General features: G+C 58.5%; 11 protein-coding genes and 1 pseudogene. All 12 read left to right on the top strand.

Features of this window, described 5'->3' with window-relative positions; genetic code table 11:
- Positions 1-68: 68 nt before the first annotated feature.
- Positions 69-701 carry a glutathione S-transferase family protein gene (locus CXK91_RS22215; RefSeq protein WP_103458162.1) on the top strand — a complete coding sequence of 211 codons (633 nt, stop codon included), beginning with the start codon at positions 69-71 and terminating at the stop codon, positions 699-701.
- Positions 698-1,639 carry a Nudix family hydrolase gene (locus CXK91_RS22220; RefSeq protein ID WP_103458163.1) on the top strand — a complete coding sequence of 314 codons (942 nt, stop codon included), beginning with the start codon at positions 698-700 and terminating at the stop codon, positions 1,637-1,639. Before CXK91_RS22215 ends, CXK91_RS22220 begins: the two co-directional genes overlap by 4 nt.
- Positions 1,640-1,812: 173 nt before the next feature.
- Positions 1,813-2,376, top strand: a complete 564-nt coding sequence (gene ahpC, locus CXK91_RS22225) for an alkyl hydroperoxide reductase subunit C (protein ID WP_003284760.1) — start codon at positions 1,813-1,815, stop codon at positions 2,374-2,376.
- Between the two features lie 120 nt (positions 2,377-2,496).
- The gene (gene ahpF / locus CXK91_RS22230) at positions 2,497-4,059 is read left to right on the top strand and encodes an alkyl hydroperoxide reductase subunit F (protein WP_103458164.1); all 1,563 of its coding nucleotides are present in this window, start codon (positions 2,497-2,499) and stop codon (positions 4,057-4,059) included.
- 233 nt (positions 4,060-4,292) lie between these two features.
- Entirely contained in the window at positions 4,293-5,507 is a 1,215-nt protein-coding gene (locus CXK91_RS22235) for a tyrosine-type recombinase/integrase (RefSeq protein ID WP_103458165.1), read from the top strand.
- Positions 5,508-5,545: 38 nt separating this feature from the next.
- Positions 5,546-5,905: a type II toxin-antitoxin system RelE/ParE family toxin gene (locus tag CXK91_RS22240; RefSeq protein ID WP_103458166.1), complete on the top strand. Its 360-nt coding sequence runs from the start codon at positions 5,546-5,548 to the stop codon at positions 5,903-5,905.
- A 3-nt stretch (positions 5,906-5,908) separates the two neighbouring features.
- On the top strand, positions 5,909-6,229 hold the full coding sequence (locus CXK91_RS22245) for a helix-turn-helix domain-containing protein (protein ID WP_103458167.1): 321 nt from the start codon (positions 5,909-5,911) through the stop codon (positions 6,227-6,229).
- Between the two features lie 34 nt (positions 6,230-6,263).
- Positions 6,264-7,244 carry an ABC-three component system protein gene (locus tag CXK91_RS22250; protein ID WP_103458168.1) on the top strand — a complete coding sequence of 327 codons (981 nt, stop codon included), beginning with the start codon at positions 6,264-6,266 and terminating at the stop codon, positions 7,242-7,244.
- Positions 7,213-7,461 (top strand): ABC-three component system middle component 8, encoded by a 249-nt coding sequence (locus tag CXK91_RS22255; protein ID WP_103458169.1) that lies wholly within the window; start codon positions 7,213-7,215, stop codon positions 7,459-7,461. Before CXK91_RS22250 ends, CXK91_RS22255 begins: the two co-directional genes overlap by 32 nt.
- Positions 7,448-9,244 (top strand): DUF2326 domain-containing protein, encoded by a 1,797-nt coding sequence (locus CXK91_RS22260; protein ID WP_103458170.1) that lies wholly within the window; start codon positions 7,448-7,450, stop codon positions 9,242-9,244. Before CXK91_RS22255 ends, CXK91_RS22260 begins: the two co-directional genes overlap by 14 nt.
- Positions 9,245-9,502: 258 nt before the next feature.
- Entirely contained in the window at positions 9,503-10,621 is a 1,119-nt protein-coding gene (locus CXK91_RS22265) for a hypothetical protein (RefSeq protein WP_103458171.1), read from the top strand.
- A 198-nt stretch (positions 10,622-10,819) separates the two neighbouring features.
- Positions 10,820-11,204 (top strand): annotated as a pseudogene (locus CXK91_RS22965) (transposase); the annotation flags it as partial.
- Between the last annotated feature and the right edge of the window lie 102 nt (positions 11,205-11,306).

Raw genomic sequence — 11,306 nt, forward strand, 5'->3', positions numbered from 1 at the left:
TGCCATTTGCGCTTGCCGCGCTTTAACGTCCGCTGACTCTTCCCTAAGACACTCGAGGCGCATCGGTCATGGCTCTGCAATTGGTCGTCGGTGACAAGAACTACTCCTCCTGGTCGCTGCGCGCCGCTCTGGCATTGGAGCTGTCCGAGGCTGCCTGCGTGCAGATTCCGGTGTCGCTCTATCGGCCCGACAGCCGAGCTCGGCTGCTCAGTTATTCGCCAACGGGTAAGGTGCCGGTGCTGCTGACCGAGGACGGCCCGGTGTGGGATTCGCTGGCAATCGCCGAATACCTTGCCGAGCAGTTCCCCGATGCACACCTGTGGCCGCGCGAGCGCTATGCGCGCGCATTGGCGCGAAGTATCTGCGCGGAGATGCACAGTGGCTTTCAGGCGCTGCGCAGCCATCTGCCGATGGATATGGCGCGCGACCAGGCCTTGCCTGAGGTTCCCGATGCAGTTCGAGCAGACATCGAGCGAATCTGCGCCATCTGGATCGATTGCCGTGAGCGCTTTGGCCTGAGCGGTGATTATCTGTTCGGCCAACCAAGTATCGCTGATGCGTTTTATGCCCCGGTGGCTTCGCGCCTGCGAAGTTATCGGGTGGCCTTACCGGCCGCCGCAGCGAGCTATGTTGAGACGATCCATCAGTGGCCGGCTTTCCAGCGCTGGCATCAGGGCGCCCTTCAGGAAGTGAGAAAGTGAAACGAATCCATGTTGCCGCGGCCGTTATTCGTGACGCCGACGAGCGGGTGCTGATCGCCAAGCGACCGCTCGACAAGCACCAGGGGGGGCTGTGGGAGTTTCCCGGCGGAAAGGTCGAGGCAGATGAGCGCGTCGAGGCGGCGCTGGCGCGTGAGCTGCTGGAGGAGCTGGGCATCGTCGTTACCGCGGCGCAGCCGTTGATCCAGGTGCGCCACGATTATCCGGACAAGCAGGTGCTGCTCGATGTCTGGGAGGTGCACGCGTTTACCGGTGAACCCCACGGTGCGGAAGGTCAGCCGCTGATGTGGGTGACGGCGGAACAGTTGACGGACTACAGCTTCCCGGCTGCGAATCAGCCGATCGTCGCTGCTGCGCGCTTGCCTCAGCACTACCTGATAACGCCGGATGGCATCGCCCCGCAACGGTTGCTCGATGGACTCGCGCGAGCGCTGGATGACGGCATACGCCTGATCCAGCTACGTGTACCGTCGCTACCGCCTGCCGACTACCGTGCGTTGGCAGAGCGGGTGCTGGCCTTGTGCGAGGGTCGTGCTCAGCTGATGCTCAAGGGCCCTCTAGAGTGGGCGTGCGACTACCCCGTTGCAGGCTGGCATCTGACCGCAAAGCAGCTGCGAGAGCAGGCAGGGGGAGAACGACCGATCGCGGCGGGTAGCTGGCTGGCAGCGTCCTGTCATAGCGGCGAGGAGCTGGCACTTGCTGCGGCTTTGGGAGTAGATTTCGTCACGTTGTCGCCGGTGCAGGCTACTGCCAGCCATCCTCGGTCGCCGGCTTTGGGCTGGCCGCGTGTTGCCGATTTGCTGTTAGGCTTCGATCGACCGGTTTACCTGCTGGGCGGCCTTCAGGCGTCTGACTTGTCCACGGCTCGTCGAGCGGGTGCGCAGGGCGTCGCGGCGATTCGGGCGTTCTGGCCGAATTGAACCACGCCCGCAATTGTGGGTCACTGGCGATGCCGCCGTAGGCCGGTCATACGAATGTGTTATCGATAGATGAAAGCAATCGGCGCTATTCCCTTAATCAATTAACGGTATGCTGCTGGCTGCGCTATCGTAGGCCCCGTCAAAGTTTCTTAACCCCCCAAAGGAGTTAGCAGATGTCGCTGATCAACACTCAAGTTCAACCTTTCAAAGTCAATGCCTTCCACAATGGCAAGTTCATTGAAGTCACCGAAGAATCCCTGAAGGGCAAGTGGTCGGTTCTGATCTTCATGCCGGCAGCGTTCACCTTTAACTGCCCGACTGAAATCGAAGACGCTGCCAACAGCTACGCCGAATTCCAGAAGGCCGGTACCGAGGTGTACATCGTCACCACCGATACCCACTTCTCGCACAAGGTTTGGCATGAAACTTCCCCTGCCGTTGGCAAGGCGCAGTTCCCGCTGATCGGTGACCCGACTCACCAGCTGACCCGCGCTTTCGGTGTGCACATCGAAGAAGAAGGTCTGGCGCTGCGTGGCACCTTCCTGATCAACCCGGAAGGCGTGATCAAGACCGTCGAGATTCATTCCAACGAGATCGCTCGTGACGTGTCGGAAACTCTGCGCAAGCTGAAAGCCGCCCAGTACACCGCCGCTCACCCGGGCGAAGTTTGCCCGGCCAAGTGGAAAGAGGGCGAGAAGACCCTGGCTCCTTCGCTGGACTTGGTCGGCAAGATCTAAGGCTTCGCCTATCTGCCCTGCGTGCTGGAGGGCTGCTCAAAGCTCTCTGGCAACCCAACGCCTGGACGCGAACCGTCCGGGCGTTTTATTTCCTGAATTCCGTACGGGGTACCGCTGCTCATGTTGGACACCAATCTCAAAACCCAGTTGAAAGCCTACCTGGAGAAGGTCACCCAGCCCTTCGAGATCGTCGCGTCCCTCGATGACGGCGAGAAATCCCAGGAGATGCTGAGCCTGCTGCAGGACATTGCCAGCCTCAGCGACAAAATCACCCTGAAGACCGACGGCGACGACGCGCGCAAACCGTCGTTCTCGCTCAACCGCATCGGCGGCAACATCAGCCTGCGCTTTGCCGGCATCCCCATGGGCCACGAATTCACCTCGCTGGTGCTGGCCCTGCTGCAGGTCGGTGGCCACCCGTCGAAGACCGCCCCCGAGGTAATCGAGCAGATCAAGGCCCTCGACGGCGACTACCGCTTCGAAACCTACTTCTCGCTGTCCTGCCAGAACTGCCCGGACGTGGTCCAGGCACTGAACCTGATGGCCGTGCTCAACCCGAACATCCAGCACGTCGCCATCGACGGCGCGCTGTTCCAGGATGAAGTCGAAGCACGCCAGATCATGTCGGTGCCGAGCATCTACCTCAATGGTGAACTGTTCACCCAGGGCCGCATGAGCGAAGAAGAGATCCTCGCCAAGCTCGACACCGGCTCCAGCGCCCGTGATGCCGAGAAGCTCAAGGCCAAGGACGCCTACGACGTGCTGGTGGTCGGTGGTGGCCCGGCCGGCGCCGCAGCGGCCATCTACGCCGCGCGCAAGGGCATCCGCACCGGCGTTGCGGCCGAACGCTTCGGCGGCCAGGTGCTGGACACCATGGCCATCGAGAACTTCATCTCGGTGAAGGAAACCGAAGGCCCGAAACTGGCCCGCGCGCTGGAAGAACACGTGCGTGAATACGACGTCGACATCATGAACCTGCAGCGCGCCAGCAAGCTGATTCCGGCTGGCGACGACGGCCTGCACCGCGTGCAGTTCGAAAACGGCGGCGAGCTCAAGGCCAAGACCCTGATCCTCGCCACTGGCGCGCGCTGGCGCGAAATGAACGTGCCCGGCGAGCAGGAATACCGCGGCCGTGGCGTCGCCTACTGCCCGCACTGCGACGGCCCGCTGTTCAAGGGCAAGCGCGTGGCGGTGATCGGTGGTGGCAACTCCGGCGTAGAAGCGGCCATCGACCTGGCTGGCATCGTCGCCCACGTGACCCTGCTGGAATTCGGCGAAGAGCTGCGGGCCGATGCCGTACTGCAACGCAAGCTGCAGAGCCTGTCCAACGTGACCATCCTGAAGATGGCGCAGACCACCGAAGTCCAGGGCGACGGCCAGAAGGTCACCGGCCTGGTCTACAAGGACCGCACCAGCGACGAGATGCACACCGTCGAGCTGGAAGGCATCTTCGTGCAGATCGGCCTGCTGCCCAACAGCGAATGGCTCAAGGGCACCCTGGAGCTGTCGCGTTTCGGTGAGATCATCGTCGATGCCAAGGGCCAGACCAGCATCCCCGGCGTGTTCGCTGCTGGTGACGTGACCACGGTGCCGTACAAGCAGATCGTGATCGCCGTGGGTGAAGGCGCCAAGGCTTCGCTGAGCGCCTTCGATCACCTGATCCGGTCTTCCGCGCCGGCCTGATCAGGGCGTTGCAAAAAATGAAAGGGGAGCAGATTCGCGTCTGCTCCCCTTTTTTTATTTCACCATGACTCCCGTACCGAACTTCGCTGGACTACGCCGAAGCCCCATACAGCAGGTTTATCAATAACTTAGGCGAGTCCAACATATGCCGGTGCTTTCCGAAACCTGACCTAGCTTCCCCTCTGCTGGCCCCTACAAGGCTCCTGGGAATCGGGTCCTTCCGAGGAGTCATCATGGCAAGAATCAAGCTCACCAAGTCCGCCGTGGAGGCGGCGAAACCCCAGGCGCAGGCCGTCGAACTCAGGGACACGCTGGTGCCCGGCTTCCTGTGCAAGATTACACCGGCGGGCCGCAAGGTCTTCATGCTCCAGTACCGCACGAACGCCGGGGAGCGCCGCAAGCCCGCCTTGGGCTTGTTCGGGGAGTTGACCGTTGAGCAGGCTCGCTCGCTGGCGCAGGAGTGGCTGGCGCAGGTGCGCCGGGGCGGCGATCCCAGCGCCGATAAGGCAACCGCCCGATCCGCCCCCACGGTCGCGGAACTGTGCAAGAAGTTCATGGAGGACCACTCCAAGCAGCGTAACAAGCCCAGCACGCAGCGCGGGTACCAGGCGGTCATCGACCGTTGCATCGTCCCGATGCTCGGCCGCATCAAGGTGCAGGACGTGAAGCGGCCCGACGTGGCGTCGGCCATGAAGAAGATGGTCCACAAGCCGGCCGAGGCGAACCGTACTTTCAGCGTCATGCGTAAGATGTTCAATCTGGCCGAGGTGTGGGGCTATCGGCTTGACGGCACCAACCCGTGCCGCCATGTCCCGATGTATCCCAACGGCAAGGCCACCCACCTCATAAGCGACGAGGAAATGGGCAAGCTGTTCCGGTATCTCGCCTTTCTGGAAACCGACGGCCTGGGGCAGGATCACGCGATCCTGCCGCTGGCGATCCGGCTGCAATTCGAGTTTGCGGGCCGCCGCTCCGAAGTCGTCGCGCTGCAATGGGATTGGGTTGATCTGGAGAACCGGCGCGTGGTCTGGCCCGACAGTAAGACCGGCTGCATGTCCAAGCCCTTGAGCGAGGAAGCCCATCGTCTGCTGTCTACCGCGCCCCGGAAGGACGGTTGCCCGTATGTGTTCCCGTCCCCGAACCATCCCGGGAAGCACATGACCACGGGCGAGTATTACGGCGGTTGGACGCGCATCCTCAAGCGCGCCGGCGTGACCCATGTGGGGACGCACGGCATCCGGCATCGCTCGGCTACCGACATTGCCAATTCGGGCATCCCCGTCAAGGTCGGCATGGCGCTGACGGCGCACAAGACCGTGGCGATGTTCATGCGCTACGTCCACACAGAAGACAAGCCGGTCCGGGAGGCGGCCGAACTGGTGGCCAACCGACGCCAAGCCATCACCGGGGCGCGGCGAACTGATCCGGTGGAAACAGCGGCTAGCTAGGCCAACTTCTTGCGATTCATACCCGAACGGATATAATCCTGGTTCAGGAACGCAAGCTGCTGTACTGGGAAGGCTCCTCTAAGAAGGACTTCAAGGAGTTTCCCATCGACGTACAGAAGGACATGGGTGTCGCGTTGTTCATCGTCCAGTTGGGCAGCACGCCGCCTTCGGCCAAGCTCTGGAAAGGGTTGGGCTCCGGTGTGTACGAATTGGTGGAAGACCACCGAAGCGACACCTTCCGGGCAGTCTATACAGTGAAGATGGGCGATGCGGTACATGTACTACATGCGTTCCAGAAGAAGTCCAAGTCCGGCATCGCCACGCCGCAGCCGGACGTGGAACTGATCGAGAAGCGGTTGAAGGCCATGGTGGCCCGTCATAAGACGAGCGGGAGATAAACGATGAAGCGTAGTGACCATCCGCAAGGCACTGACAACGTGCTGCGAGATTTGGGCTTTGACGATGCTGAAGAGCTTTCGGCAAAGGCAGCGCTCGCGCTCAAGCTTAATGAATTGATTGACCATCGCGGCCTGAGCCAGACGGAGATTGCTGCGATCACGGGCATGACTCAACCGAAAGTGTCTCAAGTCCGCCGCTACAAGCTCCAGAACATTTCACTGGAACGGCTGATGCAGGCACTGGTTTCACTGGACCAGCGCGTAGAGATTGTGGTGCAGCCTGCGCGGCATGCACATTCGGCGTGCATTACGGTTGCCGCATGAGTCTGTGGCGTCTGTATAGAGGGAGATGGGGAGAATGAAGTTTGCCTATGAAGATTTGAGCGACGATCAGTTCGAGGTACTGATCGTGCTCTTGTGCCAACGCTTGCTCGGTATCGCCGTTCAGGGATTCGCAAAAGGGCCGGATGGCGGGCGCGACGCAAAATTTGTCGGCACGGCGGAACTGCACCCCAGTAAGGCCGCCCCGTGGGTGGGCACGGTCATTGTTCAGGCCAAGCATACCAACGGGTACAACCGCAGCTTTTCGGAACTGGATTTCTACAGTACATCTAGCAGCAACACGGTGGTCGGCAAAGAAGTGCCACGCATCAAGAAGCTGCGCGAGGCCAAGCAACTCGACCACTACATGCTGTTTGCGAATCGCCGCCTGACCGGAAATTCCGAGACAGAAATCCGTGACCACATCGCCGCCGAATGCGGCGTCCCTGCTTCGTCTATCTATCTTTGCGGCCTGGAACAACTAGAACTTTGGCTGAAACGCTTTCCAGAAGTGGCCCTGGAGGCGAATTTGGATGCGGTGGACTCGCCTCTGATTGTCAGTCCAGATGATCTTGCCGAGGTTGTTCAGGCGCTTGCGCGCCAAAAGGATGACCTGACAGCGTTACTCGACGACCCGCCCACCGTGCGCGTGACGTATGAGGAGAAGAACGCGCTCAACAATATGACGGCAGCATATGCAAAGGAGCAGCGGCGTAAATACCTGAAGGAAACGGCGCAAATTCGCACTTTTCTGGCTGCGCCAGAGAATATCGAATTGCTGCGCATGTACGAATCTGTGGTCGATGAGTTTCAGCTCAAGATCCTTGCGAAGCGCAAGGACTATCAGACCTTCGACGAAGTCATGGAATATCTGGTGGATCTGTTGTTCAGTCGCGACCCTGTTCTTCGGCAACACGCCCACAAGCGACTGACGAGAGCCATTCTTTTCTACATGTATTGGAACTGTGACATCGGGGAGGTGGATGATGCTGCGGCCAACCAAGCACTCACATCCTGATCGCACAGTAATTAATGTTTCTCTTCTGCTCCTTTCGCGGCTGAAAGATCGTCGCGTCGATGAATACGATGTGCTGCGCAAATTTGCAAAGAAGCACGTTGTCGGCGGCGACGTGCTTTTCCTGCCTGCACTCAATTTTCTCTATCTGATGGGCCTGATTGAATATCGTCCTAAGACGGACGCAGTCGAATACGTAGGGCCAAATGAAGCTATCTAAACTCTATTCCAACAAGCCGGATGTGTTTGAGCCCGTGGACTTTGCTCTTGGACTGAATGTCGTCATGGCGGAAATCCGTCTGCCGGAGAATCGGAACAAGGACACACACAATCTTGGGAAGACCACGCTGGGGCGTCTTTTGGACTTCGGATTCTTGGCAGGAAAAGACCCTAAGTTCTTCCTCTTCAAGCATTTTGAATTGTTCAAGGATTTCGTCTTTTTCCTTGAAGTTGAACTGGAGGACGGCTCCTTCATCACGATCCGACGCAGCGTAGAAGACGCGACCAAAATCGCCTTTAAGCAGCATGAGGCAGGCCATCAGGACTTGTCGGCGTTGGCGCTCGCGGAATGGGGTCATCGGGACGTTCCTTTTGAACGTGCACGAGAACTGCTTGATGGCCTGCTCGACTGGCGTGCTCTCAAGCCGTGGTCGTACCGCAAAGCGCTTGGCTATCTGTTGCGGTCACAAGAGGATTTCCGCGAAGTTTTCCAACTTCGCAAGTTCGCTTCCAAACATGCTGATTGGAAGCCATTCCTTGCACACCTTCTTGGCTTTGATGCCAAGCTTATTGCCGAGCACTATGCAAAAGAGCATGAGCTCGCCAAAAAGCAGGAGACGGCGCAAGCCATCAAGAATGAATTGGGGGGGTCGATCGAGGACATCAGCAAGATTGAGGGCATTCTTCTGCTCAAGCAAAAAGATGCGGAGAAGAAGCAAGTGCTGCTGGATGCTTTCGATTTTCGCGCTCTAGACAAGGATCGCACCAAGAAGGTGGTGGAAGAAGTTGATGAGCGCATCGCTGCGCTGAACTCGGAACGCTATTCTTTGAGTCAAAACAGGAAGAAGGTGCAGGCATCATTGCAGGAGGATCAGATTCTGTTTAGCCCTGATGAAGCCCAGAGGTTGTTTGGCGAAGCTGGCGTGCTGTTCCAGGGACAGATCAAGAAAGATTTCCAGCAATTGATCGCCTTCAACCGAGCTATCACAGATGAGCGGCGCGGCTATCTCCAAGAGGAATTTGCGGAGATCGAGGGGGAACTGAAGCGAGTGAACGCAGAACTGAACTCCTTGGGAAAAAAACGTTCAGAGATGCTCTCCTTCCTAAGCGGAACGGATGTTTTCACCAAATACAAGTTACTTTCGGATGAGATGGTGACGCTGCGTGCGGACATCACATCGCTGGAACACCAGAAAGGCCATCTGCATCGTCTTCAGGAGTTGCGTACAGAGATTAGAGCCTTGACGGAAGAGCGCGACCATTTGCAGGCGCGGATCGAAGCCGACGTGGATAAGCAGAATTCTGATCAGGCAAGCCTGTTCTCCACGATTCGCGTTTTCTTCAGCGAGATTGTTGAGGAAGTCATTGATCGCAAGGCGCTATTGAGCGTGGCGCTCAATCAGGCAGGTCATCTGGATTTCAAGGCGGAAATTCTCGATGGCTCTGGCAACGCCACGAGCGCTGACTTGGGACACACTTACCGAAAGCTGCTGTGTGTTGCTTTTGATATGGCTGTGCTTCGTGCGCACCTGAGTGAGAAGTTCCCGCGCTTTGTGTATCACGACGGTGTGCTGGAATCGCTGGACGACCGAAAGAAAGAGAACTTGATGACAGTTGTGCGTCGTTATGCAGATTTAGGGTTGCAGCCGGTCATCACGCTGATTGACTCCGATTTGCCAGTACGAGCAGAAGATGATGCCCCTGTTTTTACAGCGGGTGAAATCGTCGTCACGCTACATGATGAGGGGGATCACGGCCGAATCTTCAAAATGAGAGGATGGTAATTCAATCCTCATTGGTTCACGTAGTTATTCAGGGCATGCTCCTGGCATTCAAAGTGATGGCTTGTGCGCGTTAGAGCGTGTTCTGAACTTTGAGCGCCGCAATAGTAATGAGGCTGGGGTGCTGTGATGCCCCGCAAGGCGATGCCGCGTTGGGCGCTGGTTTGGAAGTAGGAGCCACACACGTGCAAGCTTGGCTCTCAAACGGCACGCCAACGATGGGATTGGCCGGCCGGATTTTGAAGGATAAGCGGTGACGCGATGAAGCTAAACAAGGCTTGGTGGGAGCATCTTGCGCCGAAGTCGATGATCGGAAGGCGGCGCGAGGTTGAGCAGCTGCTTGAAGACTTCGTGCGGTCCTCCGAATACGGGCGGGAATGGGCGCGGGTGGCTGCGAATCCCCACGGCGTGTTTAGGCTCAAGCCAGGCCAAGTGATACCCGTGGTGCGCATGATTTTCATGGGCGACCGTCCGGGGTTCATCTCTCCGTTCCGGAAGCTCATGGATGGGCACAGAACGGTGGACCGCAAGCCAGAGTACGGTCTCGGCGCCCTAGGTGAAGGCGAGTTAGCTATCCAGCCTACGATTTCGGTGGAAGTCGTTACTGACCCCGCGTACTTGGCTGCGGCCATGCGCGGAGCTACGCAGATTAACGAAAGCACCATCAGGAGCCCTAGCCTTGTATTTTCGGTGCCCGCGCACTTCCTGCTATCGCCCAAGCACTACCCCGAACGCGCATATGTCCTCTACCAGCACATCTTCGGCGCTGGTGCGTCATACCCCGACGACGGGTCCTTTTATGTGGGTGTGTCCACCCGTAGCTGGCAAAAGCGCTGGTCCGAGCACCGTCGCGCGATTGAGACGGGCAGTCCATTGCTTTTCCATCGCCGATTTCGAGAAGAGCAAGAGGGTGGGCGTCTCACGTACGTGCACCACAAGGTGATGGCTATCACCGACGATGTGGAGCAGCTCTACGAGGCGGAAGAGTTCCTGGTGGAAGGGCATTGGGATGACGAACGCCGGCTCAACATGGTGCCGGGCGGAAAGAGCGGCCTACACTACCTGCGCGAAAACGGATTGCTTTTGAAAGGCGTCGTTCCTCTGCCCGATGACCGCGACAAGATTCTGCACAAGTGGTTGAATGACCATCCCCGCTTGGGGTTACCGGCGCCATGGGTCGCCGAAAAGTGGAAGGACAACGACTGGGCGATAGCGCAGATTTGCGGGCGGGACGGGCGCTTATCGGTGGTCCAAGTCAAGGCGATACGCGAGCTCGCCAAAAACCACACGCCCGAGGAAATTTACGTGCGCATCGGGGCGAAAGACGTGGACCAAGTGAAACGAGTCTTGGAAGGAAAAACCTACGCACGAATAGCCTGATCTCCAAAGCGTTGTACCAAGCCGCCACGGTTCGCGCTGGCGGCTTTTCCGATGCTTAAAGCGTTCGAAACAATCAGCCACTTAGAGCGTTTTCTGAACTTTAAGCGCCGCAATAGCAGTGAGGCTAGAGTGCGGTGTTGCGCCGCAAGCCCTACCCGACGGACGTCAGCGGCGAAGAATGGCTTCGCTGGCTATCACCTGCTGGCAGTGCACCTTACGCCGGCCGAAGAACGCGAGCGTGCCCAGGTCGACCACATCTGCGCCGCAGTGCAGCGGCCGCGGGCCACACAATCGAGCTGGCATGGGCCGACCGGAGCTAACCGGAGAGAAAGCGCGAGAGGCCGAAAAGGAACATGACATCACACTGCAGATCGTGAAGCTGCCTAAAGCGAAGAAAGGCTTCGTACTGCTGCCCAGGCGCTGGGTGGTCTAGCGTAGCTTTGGTTGGCAGGCGCGCTTTCGACGACTGTCTCGGAACTATGAACGGCTGCCCGAAGTGCTCAGCGGACTGCACTTCCTCGTCTTTTCCGTGTTCATGCTGCCCAATGCCGCGCGACTGCTGGCTTCTGCCAGTGGTTCATAACAGGCTCTAGCTCCTGTTGAGCCGGCATCACTTTATGTAGTTGAGTGCTCATCCCTTCAGAAATCTTATAAAGTGTTACAAACTTGCTTGCTTCGGTCACGC

Source organism: Stutzerimonas stutzeri, from assembly GCF_002909485.1.
GTDB lineage: Bacteria > Pseudomonadota > Gammaproteobacteria > Pseudomonadales > Pseudomonadaceae > Stutzerimonas > Stutzerimonas stutzeri_AH.

Excerpts from the sequence above, each read along its gene's own strand:
- CXK91_RS22245 (WP_103458167.1), top strand. The coding sequence starts at position 5,909 with ATGAAGCGTAGTGACCATCCGCAAGGCACTGACAACGTGCTGCGAGAT.
- CXK91_RS22255 (WP_103458169.1), top strand. The coding sequence starts at position 7,213 with ATGCTGCGGCCAACCAAGCACTCACATCCTGATCGCACAGTAATTAAT.
- CXK91_RS22235 (WP_103458165.1), top strand. The coding sequence starts at position 4,293 with ATGGCAAGAATCAAGCTCACCAAGTCCGCCGTGGAGGCGGCGAAACCC.
- CXK91_RS22265 (WP_103458171.1), top strand. The coding sequence starts at position 9,503 with ATGAAGCTAAACAAGGCTTGGTGGGAGCATCTTGCGCCGAAGTCGATG.
- CXK91_RS22215 (WP_103458162.1), top strand. The coding sequence starts at position 69 with ATGGCTCTGCAATTGGTCGTCGGTGACAAGAACTACTCCTCCTGGTCG.
- CXK91_RS22250 (WP_103458168.1), top strand. The coding sequence starts at position 6,264 with ATGAAGTTTGCCTATGAAGATTTGAGCGACGATCAGTTCGAGGTACTG.
- CXK91_RS22260 (WP_103458170.1), top strand. The coding sequence starts at position 7,448 with ATGAAGCTATCTAAACTCTATTCCAACAAGCCGGATGTGTTTGAGCCC.
- ahpC (WP_003284760.1), top strand. The coding sequence starts at position 1,813 with ATGTCGCTGATCAACACTCAAGTTCAACCTTTCAAAGTCAATGCCTTC.
- ahpF (WP_103458164.1), top strand. The coding sequence starts at position 2,497 with ATGTTGGACACCAATCTCAAAACCCAGTTGAAAGCCTACCTGGAGAAG.